This window comes from Streptomyces sp. NPDC049040, assembly GCF_043197715.1.
Classification (GTDB): Bacteria; Actinomycetota; Actinomycetes; order Streptomycetales; family Streptomycetaceae; genus Actinacidiphila.
Map to the genome: position 1 here is coordinate 254,912 of NZ_JBICTO010000007.1, position 17,629 is coordinate 272,540.

Here is a 17,629-nt window from a genome sequence, read left to right on the forward strand (position 1 = left end):
ACCCCGGGGTGGCCTGCGCGGGAGGGAGAGTGCCAGCGGAAGGTGGCGGAATCGCGTCGCCGGGGGAGAAAACGGCTACTCATGGGTAGCCACGCGGTGTCCGGAGTCGTAACCTCACCGGCATGACGGATTCGCCGACGCCGGCAGCAGCGATCGCACCCCCCGACGGGAATCCGGCCGCGCCGGTCAGCGCCCGGGGCCCTGGGGACGTCGTCACACCCGAGCTGGTGGCGCGGCTGACCCGCGGGCTGCCGGGCGGCACCAGGACCGTGAGCCACACGCCGCTCACCGGCGAGCGGCTCGCCGAGTACCCCGAGGCGTCGCCCGACGACGTGGCCGAGGCCTTCCGCGCCGCGCGGGAAGCCCAGCGCGGATGGGCCGCGACACCGGCCCGCAAGCGGGCGGGAGTGCTGCTCGGGTTCCACGACCTGGTGCTGGCCCGGCAGGCGGAGGTCCTCGACCTCATCCAGGTCGAGACGGGCAAGACCCGGCTGCACGCGCACGAAGAGGTGCAGGTCGTCGCGATGGCCGCCCGGCACTACGGGCGCAAGGCCCCCTCGTATCTGGCCCCCAGGCGCCACCTGGGCGCCATCCCGACCCTCACCCGCACCGTGGAGCTGCGCCAGCCGCGCGGGGTGGTGGGGCAGATCGCGCCCTGGAACTACCCGCTGGAGCTGTCGGTGGGCGACGCGCTGCCCGCCCTGGCGGCGGGCAACGCGGTCGTGATGAAGCCGGACACCGAGACCGCGCTGACCGCCCTGTGGGCGCGCGAGCGGATGATCGAGGCGGGGCTGCCGGACGGCGTCTGGCAGATCGTGATCGGCGAAGGACCCGTCGTCGGCCCTGCGGTGGTCGACCACGCCGACTACGTGTCCTTCACCGGCTCGACCCGCACCGGCCGCGAGGTGGCGCAGCGGGCCGCGGCCCGGCTGATCGGCGCGAGCCTGGAGCTGGGCGGCAAGAACGCCCTGCTGGTGCTGCGGGACGCCGACCTCGACAAGGCCGCCGACGGCGCGGTCCGCGCCTGCTTCGCGTCGGCCGGCCAACTGTGCATCTCCATCGAGCGGTTGTTCGTGGACGAGTCGGTCGCCGACGCCTTCCTCGCGAAGTTCGCCGAGCGGACCAGGGCCCTGCGCCTCGGCACCGGGCTGGCGTACGGCGCCGGCATGGGTTCGCTGGTGGGGCAGCGGCAGCTGGACGTGGTGACCCGCCACGTGGACGAGGCCCGCGAGAAGGGCGCCCGGGTGCTGGCCGGCGGCCGCGCCCGCCCCGACATCGGGCCCTACGTCTACGAGCCGACCATCCTGGACGGCGTCGAGGCCCCGATGGCGGTGTGCACGGAGGAGACCTTCGGCCCCGTGGTGTCGGTCTACCGCTTCCGCGACGAGGAGGAGGCCGTCGAGCGCGCCAACTCCACCGACTACGGACTCAATTCCAGCGTGTGGACGAAGGACACCCGCCGCGGCGCCGGGATCGCCGCCCGGCTGCGCTCCGGCACCGTCAACGTCAACGAGGCCTACGCCGCCGCGTACGGCAGCGTCCGCGCCCCCATGGGCGGCATGAAGGACTCGGGGCTCGGCCGCAGGCACGGCTCCGAGGGGATCCTCAAGTTCACCGAGGCCCAGACCGTCGCCATCCAGCGGCTGCTTCCCATGGCGCCCTCCTTCGGCATGGACGACGAGAAGTACGCGGCCTTCCTGAACCGGTCGCTGCGGCTGATGAAGGCGCTGAGGATCCGCTGAGGAGGCACTTGTGGCAGAGGAAGACGGCTACGACTACGACGTCGTGGTCATCGGCTCCGGCTTCGGCGGCGCCGTCTCGGCGCTGCGGCTGACCGAGAAGGGCTACCGGGTCGGGGTGCTGGAGGCGGGCCGCCGCTTCGCCCGCGACGAACTGCCGAGGAACTCCTGGGACTTCCGCAACTACCTGTGGGCTCCCGCGCTCGGCCTCTACGGCATCCAGCGCATCCATGTGCTGGGCAACGTGCTGGTGCTCGCCGGGGCCGGGGTCGGCGGCGGTTCGCTGAACTACGCCAACACCCTCTACGTGCCGCCCGCCGCCTTCTTCCAGGACCGGCAGTGGGGCCGTATCACCGACTGGCAGCAGGAGTTGGCGCCCTACTACGACCAGGCCAAACGCATGCTCGGCGTGCGGACCAACCCGACCGTCACGCCCTCCGACGTGCATCTGCGGGCCGCGGCCGAGCAGATGGGCGTCGGCGACACCTTCCATCTGGCCCCGGTCGGCGTCTTCTTCGGCGACGGGAAGGACGCCGTGGCGGAGGACGGCGAGCACGAGGACGCCGAGCGGGCGGACGGCGCCGGGGACACCCGCAGGGCCGCCCCGGGCGAGGAGGTCCCCGACCCGTACTTCGGCGGGGCCGGGCCCACGCGGCGGGCCTGCACCGAGTGCGGGGAGTGCATGACGGGCTGCCGGCACGGCGCCAAGAACACCCTCAACGAGAACTACCTGCACCTCGCCCAGCAGGCCGGCGCCGTGGTCCACCCGATGACCACCGTCGTCGACCTCACCGAGGACGCGGAAGGGGGCTACCGGGTCACCGCCGTGCCCACCGACCACCGCAGGAAGGGCGAGCGGCGGGTGCTGCGGGCCCGGCAGGTGGTGGTCGCGGCGGGCACCTACGGCACGCAGACACTGCTGCACGCCATGCGCGACACGGGCCGGCTGCCCGGGATGTCGGCCCGGCTCGGCGAGCTGACCCGGACCAACTCCGAGGCGCTGGTGGGCGCGCAGACCACCCCGGGCCGCTACCGCAGGAAGCACCCCGACCGCCCGCTGGACTTCACCAGGGGAGTGGCGATCACCTCCTCGGTGCACCCCAACGACCACACCCACATCGAGCCGGTCCGCTACGGCCGGGGGTCCAACTCGATGGGCTCGCTCTCGGTGCTCGCCGCGCCCTACCGCGGCAGGGTGCCGCGCTGGCTGGAGTTCGCAGGCAACAACATCAGGCACCCCGTCCTGGCCTTCCGCTCGCTGTCCAACCGCCGCTGGTCGGAGCGCACCATCATCGGCCTGGTCATGCAGACGAGCGACAACTCGCTGGCCACCTTCCGGAAGACCAAAGGCCTCGGGAAGGGACTGCTCACCGCCCGCCAGGGCCACGGCGAGCCCAACCCGGTGCACATCCCGGAGGGCGCGGAGGCGGCGCGGCTGATCGCCCAGCAGATCAACGGCTTCCCCGGCAGCAACATCGGCGAGGCCACCCAGCGCCCGATGACCGCGCACTTCCTGGGCGGCTGCCCGATCGGCGAGGACCCCGAGCACGGCGTGATCGACCCCTACCACCGGTTGTTCGGGCACCCGGGCATCCACGTGGTGGACGGCTCGGCCGTCTCCGCGAACCTCGGCGTCAATCCGTCGCTGACCATCACCGCCCAGGCGGAGCGGGCGATGTCGCTGTGGCCCAACAAGGGCGAGGCCGACCCGCGGCCGGCCCAAGGCGATGCCTACCGCAGGATCGCCCCGGTCAGGCCGGCCGCCCCCGTGGTGCCGGAAGACGCCTTCGGCGGTCTGCGGCTGCCGTTGCTGCCCGTACCTGCGGTGCCGCCGGCGCGGACCGTTCCCGACAAGCAGCTCTGAACACGCTGTAATGTGTGCTTCACGGTCTGTTCTTCGCAGAGCGGCCGGTTCCGGGCGTCCCCGGCGCCGGCCGCTTTCCTTGGAGTCGTGACCGGGCTGCTGTCCCCTGCCGTCCGGTCACTTGCCCCGGCGCGAGGTCCCACGGCGGGCGCACTGCTGCGGCCTGCCTCATCGCACCGGTCACACCCCGCCCAGCTGCGTCTGGGCGGTGTCCATTTCCACGCGTGGTGTTGGGTTACCGCCCCTGGCTGGCACGGACACCACCTCCAACGAAGGGGCCGCGGGCCGGTCACGTGCCGTTTGGGTGATCCCCCTCGAAAGGGTCGCGGCGGCGGCCCGCCTCAGACGCTGCCGCGGCACAGTTCCAGCAGCGTCATCGCCACCGAGGTGCCGGGCCGGCCGAGGGCGTCGCCGTAGACGCGCAGGATCTCCAGCTCGCGCGCCAGGTGCACCCGGCGCCCGCCGGAGCCCATCCTGGCCTCCTGGACCGCACGCGACACCGCCACCCGCTCCTGGACCAGGGCGATGATGCGGGCATCGAGCCCGTCGATACGGGCGCGGTTCGCCGCGATGACGTCGTCTGCGCAGACCGGCGCGCCCGGCTGCGCGGGTTCGGCCGCGGGTGCGGCCGGGGACACCGGCTCGGGCAGGGCCGCGGGCACGGCTGCCGGCGCGGGTACGGGTGCTGCTGCGGGTACGGTCACGGTCTGCTCCTCGGGTCCGCAGGACGTCCGCGGCGCCGCGGGGACCGTACGGCCCGGGGGGTGGAACGGCAGACGCCCCGGGCCGTACGGCCCGGGGCGCCTGGAAGTCGCTGTGTCAGTGGCACACGCGACGCGACCATGGCAGCCGGCCGGGCCGGGTGCCATAGGTAAACGCGAAGATGTGCGGGGTCATGGCGGCGAGTGTAGCGACGGTAGAATCGGAACTCGACCCCATTGCAGCAACCGCCGGAAGGCAGCCCGTGGCATCAGCGACCCCCGCCGCCCCCGACCGCAGCACCGAAGCCGACACGGACACCGTCCTCGTCGTCGACTTCGGGGCACAGTACGCCCAGCTCATCGCCCGCCGGGTGCGCGAGGCGAGGGTGTACAGCGAGATCGTGCCCTCGACCATGCCGGTCGCCGAGATGCTGGCGAAGGGCCCGAAGGCGGTCATCCTGTCCGGCGGCCCCTCCTCGGTCTACGAGCCGGGCGCGCCCACCCTCGACCGGGCGCTGTTCGAGGCCGGGGTGCCGGTGTTCGGCATGTGCTACGGCTTCCAGCTGATGGCGACCACGCTCGGCGGCACCGTCGACAACACCGGGGCGCGCGAGTACGGCCGCACCGCGCTCGACGTGTCCAAGCCGGGCTCGACGCTCTTCGAGGGCACCCCCGCCGAGCAGTCGGTGTGGATGTCGCACGGCGACGCCTGCTCGGCGGCGCCCGAGGGCTTCACCGTGACCGCGTCCACCGACGTCGTGCCGGTCGCCGCGTTCGAGAACGACGAGAAGCGGCTCTACGGCGTGCAGTACCACCCCGAGGTGCTGCACACCACGCACGGCCAGCAGATCCTCGAGCACTTCCTCTACCGCGGCGCCGGCCTGGCCCCGACCTGGACCACCACCAACGTGGTGGACGAGCAGGTCGCGCTGATCCGTGCCCAGGTGGGCAGCAGCCGGGCGATCTGCGGCCTGTCGGGCGGCGTCGATTCCGCAGTCGCGGCCGCCCTGGTCCAGAAGGCCATCGGCAGCCAGCTGACCTGCGTCTACGTCGACCACGGTCTGATGCGCAAGGGCGAGACCGAGCAGGTCGAGAAGGACTTCGTGGCCGCCACCGGGGTGCAGCTCAGGGTCGTGGACGCCTCCGAGCGCTTCCTCGCCGCGCTGGCCGGGGTCTCCGACCCGGAGCAGAAGCGCAAGATCATCGGCCGGGAGTTCATCCGGGTCTTCGAGCAGGCGCAGGCCGACATCGTCGCCGAGGCCCCCGGCGACCACCCGGTGGAGTTCCTGGTGCAGGGCACCCTCTACCCCGACGTGGTCGAGTCCGGCGGCGGCAGCGGCACCGCCAACATCAAGTCGCACCACAATGTCGGCGGGCTCCCAGAGGACCTGGAATTCCAGCTGGTCGAGCCGCTGCGCAAGCTGTTCAAGGACGAGGTCCGCATGGTCGGCCAGGAACTCGGCCTGCCCGAGGAGATCGTCCAGCGGCAGCCCTTCCCCGGCCCCGGCCTCGGCATCCGGATCGTCGGCGAGGTCACCCGCGAGCGGCTCGACCTGCTGCGCGAGGCCGACGCGATCGCCCGCGAGGAGCTGACCGCGGCGGGCCTCGACCGCGAGATCTGGCAGTGCCCCGTGGTGCTGCTCGCCGACGTCCGCTCGGTCGGCGTCCAGGGCGACGGCCGCACCTACGGCCACCCCATCGTGCTGCGCCCGGTCTCGTCCGAGGACGCGATGACCGCCGACTGGTCCCGGCTGCCCTACGACACGCTGGCCAGGATCTCCACCCGCATCACCAACGAGGTCAGGGACGTCAACCGCGTCACCCTCGACATCACCAGCAAGCCCCCGGGCACCATCGAGTGGGAGTAGCCGCTCCCACCCTCCGGCCGGGATCCCGGCCGGGGACCGGATCGGGGTTTCCGCCGCCGGCGTTGAGTCACAGCGTGCTGGTGTACGTATGACTGTCTGACGCCGGCGCACCGGAAGACCGCTTCCACCCCACGACGCGCGCGGCGGGAGAGGCGGGAGACGATGCGGGACACGATCGACACCTGGCGGGAGACCGCTCGACGCCATGCGCTGCTGCCGTTGCGGATCTTCCTCGGTGTGACCTTCGTCTACGCCGGGCTGGACAAGCTGACCAGCGACACCTTCTTCACCGACAGCGCCAACGGGTCGCTGGTGCAGACCCTGCACGGGTCGCACGACTCGGCGGGCGTCCCCGGCCTGATCGACCTGGCGCTCAAGGCGCCGCACCCCTTCGGGTACGCGATCGCGCTGGGCGAGCTGGCGGTCGGGCTCGGGACGCTTTTCGGGCTGCTGGGGCGGGTGGCGGCGGCAGGCGGCGCGGCGATCTCGCTGAGCCTGTGGCTGACCGTCAGCTGGGCCACCACGCCCTACTACTACGGCAACGACCTGGCGTACCTGATGGCCTGGCTGCCGCTGGTGCTGGCCGGGGCGCCCACCTTCTCGCTCGACTGGTGGCTGCGCGCACGCCGGGAGCGCGGCACCGTGCCGGGGGCGCGTAGCGCGCCGGCTACGGATGCCGGCGCGCCCGCCGGGCCCGTACGCTCCGCACCGCCTGCGTGAGGATGCCGGCCGCGGCGGCCAGAGCCAGGCCGCCGACGGCCAGCGGCCCGGCCTCGGCGGGGCGCAGATGCCACACCCCGCCCGCGTCCAGCAGGAAGAAGACCGTCAGGCTGAGCAGGACCAGGCCCATGACCAGGGCGGCGGGCTCGAAGCGGTGCCGTCTCACCGGACCACCTTGACCTGGCCGACGCCGACCTCGACCCGCAGGTCGATGATGCCGGTCGACGCGGTGCCCGCGGGCGGCTCCAGCGTCACCGTGCGGTGCTGTCCCGTCTTCACGTCCACGCCGTCGTTCACCTTTCCCGGCAGCACGGTCTCACCGACGCCGAGGTCGTAGTCGAGCACCACCGTGGCGCCCGGCGGCAGCAGCACCTCCACCTGGCCCGCGCCCACCTTCACGTGGGTGCGGACGGTGCCGCCGTCCAGCGGGAGCGCCGTCAGGTCGAGCCGGCCGCGGCCCGTACCCCTTTCGTACAGCTGGTGCACGCCCGCCGCGGTGACCGGGCGCCATGTGGTGCTGCCGACACCGTGGCCGGTCCTGGGCAGCGCGGTGGTGCCGACCAGGGCGGCCAGCGCCAGCACCGAGAAGAAGATCGTGCCGCCCCTGGCCCGCCCGGCGAAGGACGCGATCACGAAGGCGGTCCCGAGGACGCCGAGCGCCGCCGCGAGGCCGATCTCCAGGCTCGCGCGCGCCGGCTGGTGGGGCCAGGACACCCCGGTGCCGACGCCGAGCGCGGTCACCGTCAGCAGGAAGACCGCGAGCGAGAACGCCCAGTTGCGCTCCCGGCCCGCCTTGACCGCCTTCTTCCGGTCCCGCCACGCCTGCCGGTCGGTGTCGCCGTACGGGCCGTCGTCCGGGCCCCACAGATAGCCGGGCTGCTCCTTCGACAGCGGATCCCGCCACCACGACGGCGACCCGCCGGGCTCCGGCGGCGCCTGCACGGCGGGCGGCGCGTCCGCCACCGCCGCGGCCGCCGTCGCCGAGGCCGCCTCTCCGCCGGCCGCGCGGCGCTGCTGCGACCAGTAGACGGCGCCCGCGGTCGCGAACAGCAGGATCAGCGAGAAGGCCTGGTTGGCGCCGTTGCCGAGCATCGAGGCGTACAGGCCGCAGCCCACCAGCGTCATCAGCACCGCGGTCAGCGGCGCGCCCTCGATGCGGCCCGACATCAGCCGGTGCGCCTCGCTCTGCTCCTCGCCCTCCTGCGGGATGACCAGCCAGCCCATGCCGTAGATGATCAGACCGATGCCGCCGGTCAGCGACAGCACGGCCAGCACGATGCGGAGGATCACCGGGTCGATGCCGAAGTAGCGGCCCGCACCGTCGCACACCCCGGCGAGCACCTTGTGCTCCCGGCCCCGGGTGATGCGCGGCCTGCCCGTGTCCCCCTTGCCCTCCTCGGCGCCGGAGCCGGGGGTGTCGGGGGAGGGGGCGCGGGTGGCACCGGTCCGTGGCGCCTCGTCGTGCGGCTCTTCCGTCATACCCACCATGGTGGCCGCTCCCGGCGCCGCCCGGCACCCGCCCCGACCCTGGAAGGACCCTGATCCGACCCTGGGTGGTCACCCGGGGCAACCCTTGGGGGATCGACCCTGATGCCTCGAAGGGCCCGGACGTGTGACGATCGGGGGTATGTCAGCGAGCAGCGCCCCGTCCGGGGCGCACACGGGACCGCCCGGCGGCGGGCTGCGGGGCGGTCCCGCGGGCGGGCCGGGCGGTGTCTCCGCGGGTCCGCCCGGCGCCTCCACCGGTGCGTCCTTCCTCAACCCGCCCGAGCCCGCGGACCCCGGGGTGCGCAAGCTCTACCGCAGCTCCGAGGGCCGGATGGTCGGCGGCGTCGCCCGCGGCCTCGCCGGGCACCTCGGGCTGCCCGTGCTGTGGGTGCGGGTGCTCTTCCTGGTGCTCGCCGCCTTCAACGGCATCGGCGTGCTCCTCTACGCCGTCTTCTGGTTCTTCGTCCCCCTCGGCGTCGGCGGCGTCGCGGAGGCGAAGGAGCCCCGTGACGCCCGCTCCTGGCTGGCCGGGAAACGCCCCGACAAGGGCCAGGTCATGGCGCTGATCGCACTCGCGGTCGGCACCGGCATCCTGATCGACAACCTCAACCTCGGCGCCGCCAACCGCGCGGTCTGGCCGCTGCTGGTCATCGCGCTCGGCGTGTCCCTGGTGTGGCGGCAGGCCGACAACGCGCGCAAGGCCCGCTGGGTCGAGATGAGCCACGGCAAGCGCTTCTGGCCGCTGGTGAGGGCGGCCGGCGGTGTCGCGCTGGTCGTCGCGGGCGTCACCGGCTTCATCGTGGTCCGCGGCACCGGCAGCCACCTCGGCGGCATCCTGCAGGCCGCGCTCGCGGTGCTGGTCGGTGTCGCGCTGATAGCCGGCCCCTACCTGGTCCGCATGACGCAGGACCTCTCCGCGGAGCGGCTGATGCGCATCCGCGCCCAGGAGCGGGCCGAGGTCGCCGCCCACGTGCACGACTCGGTCCTGCACACCCTCACCCTGATCCAGCGCAACGCCGAGGATCCGCGCGAGGTCTCCCGGCTGGCCCGCGCCCAGGAGCGCGAGCTGCGCGCCTGGCTCTACCGCCCGGAGGGCACGGGCCGCGACGACGAGCCGACGACGCTGGCCGACGCCGTACGCGCCGCCGCCGCCGAGGTGGAGGACGCGCACGGGGTGCCCGTCGAGGTGGTCTGCGTCGGCGACTGCCCGCTCGACGACCGCCTCGTCGCGACGATGCAGGCCGCGAGGGAAGCCATGGTGAACGGCGCCAAGTACGGTGGCGGGGGGGCCGTCCAGGTCTACGCCGAGGTGGAGGACGGGAAGGTCTTCGTGTCGGTACGCGACCACGGACCCGGCTTCGACCTCGACGCGGTGCCAGGCGACCGGATGGGCGTCAGAGAATCGATCATCGGCCGGATGCGGCGCAACGGCGGCGAGGCCAGGCTGCGCCCCGCGCCCGGCGGCGGCACGGAAGTCGAACTTGAGATGGAGAGGGTGACGGCATGACGGACACGGGTTCGGCTGCGCAGGGGGAAGAGCGGCGGGTCAGGGTGGTCCTGGTGGACGACCACCGGATGTTCCGCACCGGCGTGCAGGCCGAGATCGGCACCACCGCGGAGACCGGCGTCGAGGTGGTCGGCGAGGCCGCCGACGTCGACCAGGCGGTCAGCGTGGTCACCGCGACCCGCCCCGAGGTCGTCCTGCTCGACGTCCACCTGCCCGGCGGCGGCGGCGTCGAGGTGCTGCGCCGCTGCGCGGCGCTTGCGGCCGACCCCGAGCAGCCGGTGCGCTTCCTGGCGCTGTCCGTCTCCGACGCGGCCGAGGACGTCATCGGCGTCATCCGCGGCGGCGCCCGCGGCTACGTCACCAAGACCATCACCGGGCCCGACCTGATCAACTCCGTCTTCCGGGTCCGCGACGGCGACGCCGTCTTCTCGCCCCGGCTGGCCGGCTTCGTCCTCGACGCCTTCGCCTCCACCGACGCCCCGCCGGTCGACGAGGACCTGGACCGGCTGACCCAGCGGGAGCGCGAGGTGCTGCGCCTGATCGCCCGCGGCTACGCGTACAAGGAGATCGCCAAGCAGCTCTTCATCTCGGTGAAGACGGTCGAGTCCCATGTCTCGGCGGTGCTGCGCAAGCTCCAGCTGTCCAACCGGCACGAGCTCACCCGCTGGGCGACGGCCCGCCGGCTGGTCTGATTCCGCGGCCACGGGGCCTTCGGCCCCCGGGCCGACGTCATGGGCGGGAGCGAACGTGAGGGGGACGACGATGGCGGCAGGCGGCGACGGCGTGGTGTTCTACTGGCGGCACGGCTGCGTGTTCTGCATCGACCTGCAATGGCGGCTGCGCAGGACCGGGCTGGAGTACACGCGGGTGAACATCCGCCGCGACCCCGGGGCCGCCGCCTTCGTGCGGTCGGTCGCGGACGGCAACGAGACCGTGCCCACGATCACCGTCGCCGGGCACGCGATGGTCAACCCGTCCAAGCAGCAGGTGCTGGACGCGGTGGCGGCGTACGCCCCGCACCTGCTGCCCGCGAGCAGCTGACCCGGCGTCCGCCACCGGCGCCGCAGGCGTCATCGGGTCCTGACGCAGGGGCCTGACACCGTGTCTGGACATTTCCGCGCGGATTTTGACACGGTGAAGGGCAGCGGCCACAGACTTGAAGGCATGGCCGAATCCCTCCAGGAGGATCCGCCATGGCCGTCGCCGCTCCCGCCCTCGCGCCCGAAGTCGCGGCGTTCTACGGCTCGCAGAGCGTCACCTCCGATCCCGGGGTCCACGCCGGGCTGTACGCGGACCTGCCGCGCGACCCGGCCCGGCTGGCCAGGATCGTCAGGGATGTGATGCTGCACCGGGCGGAGGGCGGGCAGTTCGAGGTGCCGATCGCCGAGGACCGGATGCGGGACGACGCCGAGACGCGCTACATCGACGACATCCTCGGGCTGATCGCGGCCCGCGACGGGCGGAGCCTGGCCTGCCGCCGGGAGTGGCAGGACCGGTTCATCGGCATCTGCCGGGACTTCACGCTGCTGCACGTCTCCTTCCTGCGCCACCTGGGGATACCCGCACGGCTCCGCTCCGGCTTCGCCGACTACTTCTCGGACGAGGGCTTCCACTGGGACCACGTCGTCACCGAGTACTGGGACGAGTCGCGCGGCTGGCTGCTGGCCGACCCGCAGATCGCCGACCCCGACCGCTACCAGGTGGACTTCGACCCGATGGACGTCCCCAGGGACCGCTTCCTGGTCGCGGGCAGGGCCTGGCAGGCGATCCGCGCGGGAGAGGCCGACCCGAGCCGTTTCGGCCTCGACCTGGAGGAGAACCCGATGGTCGGCTCCTGGTTCGTGGCCGGTGACATCCGCCTGGACCTGGCGGCGCTGAACAAGGTCGAGACGCTGCTGTGGGACATCTGGGGCACGGGCGCGGAGAACGAGGCCGGCATGACCGACGCGATCCGCGACCTCTACGACAGGGCCGCCGCCGTCACCGCGGGCCCCGACCCGGACTTCGCGGCCGTCCGCGACCTCTTCACCACCGAGGACGGCCTGCGCACCCCGCGGACCGTCCTCTCGCTCGCCCCGCTGCGCGGACCCTCCCGGGTCACCCTGCGCTGACCCCCACCCGCTCCCGCGGCGGTGGCGCCGCAGCGGTGGCGGGACGCCGCCACCGCGCTCCGGCTACCCGGGACGTACCGCCGCAGCGAAGGGCATCTCGCTGATCGGGGCGACACGGACAGGGGAGCCGGGGTGCGGTGCGTGGATCATGTTGCCGCCGCCGATGTAGAGGCCCACGTGGCTCGCGCCCGAGTAGAAGAACACCAGGTCGCCCGGCTGGAGCTGGGAGCGGGGCACCCGGGTGCCGGCGTTGATCTGGGTGTAGGTGGTGCGGGGCAGCGAGACCCCCGCCGAGCGCCAGGCGGCCTGCGTCAGCCCCGAGCAGTCGTACGCGTGCGGGCCCGTGGCGCCCCACACGTAGGGCAGTCCGAGCGCGCGGGTGGCGAAGGCCACCGCCTGGGCGGCGCGCGACGAGGGCGCCTTGACGGCGGTGAGCGGCGGGCGCGCGGTGTCGCGGGCGGCGGACCCCGGCGCGCCGGCGGCCTGGAGCGGCCCGTCCGACGCGGCCACGGCGGCCCGCTGGGCCGCGGTCAGCCGTGCGAGCAGCGCCTGGGCGGCGGCGAGTTTCGAGGTGACGGTGCGCTTGTGGTCCGCGACCCTGGCCTGCGCGTCACGCAGCGCGTCCAGCTTGTCCGCGGCCCGCGCCCTGGTGTCGGCGATGCCCTGCTGCTGGGTCGCCAGCCGGGACAGCGCGGCGCTCTGCCGGCTGCCTGCCTGGTCCATGTACGAGGCCCGGGCGAGATACGTCTCCGGGGTCGAGCTGAGCGCGAGTTGCAGCAGCGGGTCGACACCCCCGGTGCGGTACTGCGCCGCGGCGATGGTGCCCAGCGCGTCCCTGGTGCTGTTCAGCTTCGCGGTCTTGCGGGCCAGTTCGTCCTGGAGGGCACTGACCGCGGCGCTCGCGGTGTCGGCCTGCTCCTTGGCTCCGTCGTAATCCTCCGTGGCCTGCTCCGCCTGCTGGTAGAGCGCCGTCACCTGCGTCCTGACCTGGTCCGGGGTGAGCTGCGGCTCCGCGTGCCCGGTCTCGGCGAGCAGTGAGACGGAGGCGGCGGACGCCAGCGCGAGGGTGACCCCGATCCGGGCGGTCGTACGGGTGGAGGCCGAGCGGGTGCCGCCGTCGTTGCGGGCGGGGCGTTTCCTGCGGTGTGCGGCGGTGTGGACGGGACTGTGTGAGGCCATTGCGGGCCGTCACTCCTTCCAGGGGACGGCCCGGCGGCGCCTGCACGGGGGAGCAGGAAGCCGCCGGGCCTTCGGCGGGGGCGGCCGGTGCCGTCCCGATCGGACGGCAGTGGGGTGTCGGCCACCTGAGGAGCGACGCTAAACCTGCCGGGGGCCGCACCGGGCCGCGGTGACCGGGACTGTCCCGTATCGGTCGGCCCCTGCAAGGAAACGACCGCCGTTCGACGGGTGACCCGGCAGGAAAGGGACCCAGCCTGACCGATGAGCCGTTTTCCCGCTCATCGTCCGGCGTGCGCGCCCACGCCCGCGCCCGCCGGCGCCTCCCCGTACCCCGGCGCCTCCCGGTGTCCGGGCGCGCCCTCGTACACCGGCGGCAGCCCGAACACCGCGGGCAGGCCGGGGTCGGCGAAGACCGTGATCCGCGCGATCGCGGCGCCGGCGCCGTCATCGGCCGGTCCCGCGGTGAGCACGACGACACCGAAGGCCCGGTGGACCCCGCCGTCCCGCAGGTAGACCGCCGCCGCGGGCTGGCCGTTCGCGCCGGCCGGGACCATCCGCCAGTCCCCGGGCGAGCCGAGGCCGGCCATGGCCTGCGCCGCCGCGTCCTCCCCCGAGTACCAGACAGCCGACGGCGGCAGCTCCAGCGTGGCGTCGGCCCGCAACAGCTGCTGCAGGGCGGCCGCGTCCGCGGTCACGAAAGCCTCGACGTAGCGCGCGAGAAGCGCCCTGACCTGCGGTTCGTCCGGCTCGACGATCCGGTCCGCGGCCGGTGCGACCGCCTCGATACGGGCCCGGGCACGCTGTAGGCCGCTCTTGACCGCGACGACGGTGGTGCCGAGCATCTCGGCGACCTCCGCAGCCGGGAAGGCCAGCACCTCGCGCAGCAGCAGCACCGCCCGCTGCCGGGGCGGCAGATACTGGAGGCCGGCGATCAGCGCGAGCCGCAGGTGCTCCCGCGACACCGCGACCGCCTCGGGGCCGTCCGACTCCGCCGTCACCATCGCGTCGGGCAGCGGCTCCAGCCAGCCCGCGTGGCCCTCGGCGGCGACCGGCCCCACGCCCTCGCCCGGTGCGCCGAGCCCCGAGGGCAGCTGGCGCCGCGACCCGTGCCGCAGGGCGGTCAGGCAGGTGTTGGTCGCGATCTGGTACAGCCAGGTCCGCAGCGAGGACCGCCCCTCGAAGCGGCCGTAGGCGCGCCAGGCCCGCAGATACGTCTCCTGCACCAGGTCCTCGGCGTCGTGCACCGAGCCGAGCATCCGGTAGCAGTGCGCCAGCAGTTCGCGGCGGTAGGGCTCGGTGCGCCGGGTGAAGTCGGCTTCCGGCGGCGCGGTGGTCACGACGATTCCGCCGGGCCGATGTGGTTGGCCTCGATGAGCCAGCGGCCGTCGCGCCTGGCAAGGACCCAGGTCACCGTCTCGTGCTGCCCGGACCCGGCTTCGTCCTGCTCCGCCGTGACGGTGGCGCTGCGCGTGCGCACCAGGGCGACGTCCGGGGAGATCAGCCGGATGCGCTCGATCTCGTGGTTGCGCCGGGTGCCGTGCAGCGAGCCGGCGAAGGCGCCGGCCATGACGGTTCCGATCTCCTCCTCGCCCTCCAGCCGGCGGCCGGGCAGGATCACCCACGCCTCTGGCGCGTACCACGCGGTGAATGCGGCCGCGTCACCCGCCTCCCAGGCCCGCGTCATACCGCGGAAGACCTCGCGGACGGCGCGGTCGTGCTCGTGTTGCGCGGCGGCCTGGGGCGTCGTGGTGCTGGTCATGGAGGGCTTCCTCTCGTACCGCTCGGACCTGTCACGGGTATGGACACGGTGCGGCGGCGAAAGGAATCGGTGCGCGAGGAAGGCGTCCCCGTGGACCGGTCGGGCGGGGGCGGCCGGGCGGTCAGGCGACCCGGCGCGCGGTGGCGAAAGGCATCCAGCTCAGCGGGGCGACCTCGACGAACGCGCCGGTGTGCGGGGCGTGCACGATCTGCCCGTTGCCCAGGTAGATGCCCACGTGGGACAGCCCGGAGTAGAAGAAGACCAGGTCGCCGGGTTGCAGATCGGCCTTCGAGACGGGCACGCCCTCCTTGGCCTGGTCGTAGGTGGTCCGGCCGATCTTGACGCCCGCCGCGCGGTAGGCGGCCTGCGTCAGGCCGGAGCAGTCGTACGAGCCGGGGCCCGTGGCGCCGTAGACGTACGGCTTGCCGCGCTGGGCGAGGGCGAAGCTGATCGCGGCGGCGGCGCGGCCGGTCGCGGGGCCCGAGTAGGTGTAGCTCGTCTTGGACGACGAGCCCTTGTTCATGCCGGCGATCTTGGCGCGCTGCTCGGCGGTGAGGCTGTTGAGCAGCTTCTGCGCGGCCGCCAGCTTCGTCTGCACCGTCTTCTTCTGGGTGGCCAGCGTCTTCTGCGCGTTGGTGAGCTGGGTCAGGCTCGCGGTGGCCTGGGCCCGCTGGATCGACGCCTGCTCCTGCTGGATCTGGAAGTTCTTCAGCGCCTCGGTCTGCGTCGTGGACAGCTGGCTGACCATGTGCGACTGGTTGAGGAACTGCTCCGGGTCGGCGGCGAGCAGCAGCTGCACCGTCTGGTCGATGCCGCCGTCGCGGTACTGCTCGCTGGCGAACTGGCCCAGCACCCGGCGGCTGTCGTTCATCTGCTGGGTCTTCCGGGCGACCTGCGTCAGCAGCTGGTTGGTCTTGTCCCGCTGCGTGTCGGTCTGCTCCTTGGCCTGGTCGTAGTTCTGCGTGGCGACCTCGGCCTGCTGGTTCAGGGTGTCGATCTGCGCCTTGACCTCGGTGATGGAGGGCTTGGCGGGCGCCGCGGTCGCGCTCTCGCTGAGCAGGGTGACGGAGGCGATGGCCGCCGCGGTGACACCGACCGCCGCACGGGGGGCGGTCGAGGCGAGTATCCGAGGACGCGGCTTGCGGTGCGACGCCACGAAGGCGACTCCTTCCGTGAACCGCCGACCGGGTTAGCTGACGGGTTCGGGCTGGGAAGGTCGCCCTACGGGCCGGACGCATTGCTGCGTCTGTCCCGATTCACCCCAATGGTGCCTGGTGGGTCCCCGGTTCCGGCCTGGGCCGGATTGAGCGGAGGCGGCGCGGTACCGGCACTTTCACCGGCGGCGAACGCACCACCTAGCGGGATACCGTACTCAACTTGTACGGAGGTTGGGAAGTTTGGATTGCAACGTGAGCGAAATCGCTTTGTGATCTTACGGTTGGTGATCGGGTCGGTGGGGATCCGTGCCGGATCAGTAGGGGCGAACCGCCCCATAGAACGGCATTTCGGTGATCGGTGCGACCTTGACGACCGTTCCCGTGTGCGGAGCGTGGATCATGTTGCCCTCGCCGATGTAGATGCCGACGTGGCTGTGGTCGCTGTAGAAGAAGATCAGGTCGCCAGGTTCGAGGTCCGACTGCGACACCCGGGTGCCCACGCCGACCTGCTCGCCGGTCGTCCGCGGCAACGTGATGCCGGCCGCCTTGTACGCCGCCTGCGTCAGGCCCGAGCAGTCGAAGGACGAGGGGCCGGTCGCGCCCCACACGTAGGGCTTGCCCAGCTGGTCGTGCGCGAAGGCGATGGCCTTGGCCGCCACCGACGAATTCGCCGGGGTCGTGGGCGCCTTCGCGCCGGACTTCGCGGCCGCCTTCGCCGCGGCCGCCGCCTTGGCCTTCTCCTGCGCCGCGATGGCGGCGGCCTTCTTCTTGGCCTCCGCCTCCTGCTTGGCCTGGAGCGCCGCGAGCCGCGCCTTCTCCTGCGCGGTGAGGCTGTTCAGCAGTTGCTGTGCCGCGCCCAGCTTGGTCTGCACATCGGCCTTGGCCGTCCGCAGTTGCGCCTGCTGGGTGGTCAGCGTCGCCAGGCTCTTGGCCGCCTCGATGCGCTGCTGGGTGGCTGCCGCCTGCTGCACCCGGTAGGACTCGACGGCCGTCTTCTGCCGCTTGCCCAGCAGGCTGGTCAGGTGCGACTGGTCGAGCAGCGACTGCGGGTCGGTCGCCATCAGGTAGCGCCCGGTCGAGTCGTCGCCGCCCGAGCGGTACTGCGCCGCCGCGTACTGCCCGAGCACCCGGCGGGAGTCGTTCAGCGCCTGCGTCTTCTGGGCTGCCTGCGCCAGCAGCTTGTTGACGGTGGCGTTCTGCTGTGCGGTCGTCTCCTTGGCCCCGTTGTACTTCTCGGTGGCCACCTCCGCCTGGTGCATCAGCGAGTCGACCTTCGCCTTCACCTCGGCGATCGACGGCTGCGGCGCGGGCGCGGCGGGCGCGGCGCCCGCGGTCTCGGAGAACAGGGTCACGGTGGCCAGCGCGGCCGTCGTCAGCCCCACGGCTGTGCGTGGGGCGGTGAGTATCGCGGTTCGGGCCTTACGGTGTGTCGCCATGCCGGGCGGACTCCTTTCGGACGCTGCCTGGTGCGGCACCGTAGCCGGGCGACGGCACCGCTGGGAAGGGCGGTGTCCGATAGGCCCGATACCTTTTCGT

16 protein-coding genes and 1 riboswitch are annotated in these 17,629 nt (G+C 73.0%); of the genes, 8 read left to right on the forward strand and 8 right to left on the reverse strand.

Annotated features, from left to right (window positions below; genetic code table 11):
• Window positions 1-122: 122 nt before the first annotated feature.
• Both ACGFMP_RS20670 and ACGFMP_RS20675 read left to right on the forward strand, forming a co-directional pair.
• Window positions 123-1,742, forward strand: a complete 1,620-nt coding sequence (locus tag ACGFMP_RS20670; protein WP_393674163.1) for a succinic semialdehyde dehydrogenase — start codon at window positions 123-125, stop codon at window positions 1,740-1,742.
• Between the two features lie 10 nt (window positions 1,743-1,752).
• Window positions 1,753-3,603, forward strand: coding sequence for a GMC family oxidoreductase N-terminal domain-containing protein (locus ACGFMP_RS20675; protein WP_393674165.1), 1,851 nt, complete (start codon window positions 1,753-1,755; stop codon window positions 3,601-3,603).
• Window positions 3,604-3,944: 341 nt separating this feature from the next.
• On the opposite strand, the gene ACGFMP_RS20680 is transcribed toward ACGFMP_RS20675, so the two are convergent.
• Window positions 3,945-4,241: a chorismate mutase gene (locus ACGFMP_RS20680; RefSeq protein ID WP_393674299.1), complete on the reverse strand. Its 297-nt coding sequence runs from the start codon at window positions 4,239-4,241 to the stop codon at window positions 3,945-3,947.
• A 326-nt stretch (window positions 4,242-4,567) separates the two neighbouring features.
• On the opposite strand from ACGFMP_RS20680, the gene guaA reads away from it, so the two are divergent.
• Entirely contained in the window at window positions 4,568-6,172 is a 1,605-nt protein-coding gene (gene guaA, locus ACGFMP_RS20685) for a glutamine-hydrolyzing GMP synthase (RefSeq protein ID WP_393674167.1), read from the forward strand.
• A gap of 162 nt (window positions 6,173-6,334) precedes the next feature.
• Window positions 6,335-6,892: a DoxX family membrane protein gene (locus ACGFMP_RS20690; protein WP_393674168.1), complete on the forward strand. Its 558-nt coding sequence runs from the start codon at window positions 6,335-6,337 to the stop codon at window positions 6,890-6,892.
• On the opposite strand, the gene ACGFMP_RS20695 is transcribed toward ACGFMP_RS20690, so the two are convergent.
• The gene (locus ACGFMP_RS20695) at window positions 6,840-7,058 is read right to left on the reverse strand and encodes a hypothetical protein (RefSeq protein ID WP_393674170.1); all 219 of its coding nucleotides are present in this window, start codon (window positions 7,056-7,058) and stop codon (window positions 6,840-6,842) included. The genes ACGFMP_RS20690 and ACGFMP_RS20695 overlap by 53 nt on opposite strands.
• Window positions 7,055-8,371 (reverse strand): PspC domain-containing protein, encoded by a 1,317-nt coding sequence (locus ACGFMP_RS20700; protein WP_393674172.1) that lies wholly within the window; start codon window positions 8,369-8,371, stop codon window positions 7,055-7,057. The genes ACGFMP_RS20695 and ACGFMP_RS20700 overlap by 4 nt, the downstream gene beginning before the upstream one ends.
• Before the next feature lie 148 nt (window positions 8,372-8,519).
• Here ACGFMP_RS20700 and ACGFMP_RS20705 point away from each other — a divergent pair, with 148 nt between their 5' ends.
• The 4 genes from ACGFMP_RS20705 (at window position 8,520) to ACGFMP_RS20720 (ending at window position 11,998) form a co-directional block, all read left to right on the forward strand.
• Complete coding sequence (locus tag ACGFMP_RS20705; protein WP_393674173.1) at window positions 8,520-9,887, forward strand: PspC domain-containing protein; 1,368 nt, start codon at window positions 8,520-8,522, stop codon at window positions 9,885-9,887.
• Window positions 9,884-10,579, forward strand: a complete 696-nt coding sequence (locus ACGFMP_RS20710) for a LuxR C-terminal-related transcriptional regulator (RefSeq protein ID WP_393674174.1) — start codon at window positions 9,884-9,886, stop codon at window positions 10,577-10,579. The genes ACGFMP_RS20705 and ACGFMP_RS20710 overlap by 4 nt, the downstream gene beginning before the upstream one ends.
• 55 nt (window positions 10,580-10,634) lie before the next feature.
• Complete coding sequence (locus tag ACGFMP_RS20715) at window positions 10,635-10,928, forward strand: glutaredoxin domain-containing protein (protein WP_393674176.1); 294 nt, start codon at window positions 10,635-10,637, stop codon at window positions 10,926-10,928.
• Window positions 10,929-11,080: 152 nt separating this feature from the next.
• Entirely contained in the window at window positions 11,081-11,998 is a 918-nt protein-coding gene (locus tag ACGFMP_RS20720; protein WP_393674177.1) for a transglutaminase-like domain-containing protein, read from the forward strand.
• A 63-nt stretch (window positions 11,999-12,061) separates the two neighbouring features.
• Here ACGFMP_RS20720 and ACGFMP_RS20725 read toward each other — a convergent pair whose 3' ends face one another.
• From ACGFMP_RS20725 to ACGFMP_RS20745, 5 genes are all read right to left on the reverse strand, one after another.
• Window positions 12,062-13,177 (reverse strand): NlpC/P60 family protein, encoded by a 1,116-nt coding sequence (locus tag ACGFMP_RS20725; RefSeq protein WP_393674179.1) that lies wholly within the window; start codon window positions 13,175-13,177, stop codon window positions 12,062-12,064.
• Window positions 13,178-13,455: 278 nt separating this feature from the next.
• The gene (locus tag ACGFMP_RS20730; protein WP_393674180.1) at window positions 13,456-14,514 is read right to left on the reverse strand and encodes a sigma-70 family RNA polymerase sigma factor; all 1,059 of its coding nucleotides are present in this window, start codon (window positions 14,512-14,514) and stop codon (window positions 13,456-13,458) included.
• Entirely contained in the window at window positions 14,511-14,936 is a 426-nt protein-coding gene (locus ACGFMP_RS20735; RefSeq protein WP_393674181.1) for an SgcJ/EcaC family oxidoreductase, read from the reverse strand. The genes ACGFMP_RS20730 and ACGFMP_RS20735 overlap by 4 nt, the downstream gene beginning before the upstream one ends.
• Window positions 14,937-15,057: 121 nt before the next feature.
• On the reverse strand, window positions 15,058-16,092 hold the full coding sequence (locus ACGFMP_RS20740) for an NlpC/P60 family protein (protein WP_393674183.1): 1,035 nt from the start codon (window positions 16,090-16,092) through the stop codon (window positions 15,058-15,060).
• A 6-nt stretch (window positions 16,093-16,098) separates the two neighbouring features.
• Window positions 16,099-16,256: riboswitch (cyclic di-AMP (ydaO/yuaA leader) on the reverse strand.
• 151 nt (window positions 16,257-16,407) lie between these two features.
• Window positions 16,408-17,529, reverse strand: coding sequence for an NlpC/P60 family protein (locus ACGFMP_RS20745; protein WP_393674184.1), 1,122 nt, complete (start codon window positions 17,527-17,529; stop codon window positions 16,408-16,410).
• Between the last annotated feature and the right edge of the window lie 100 nt (window positions 17,530-17,629).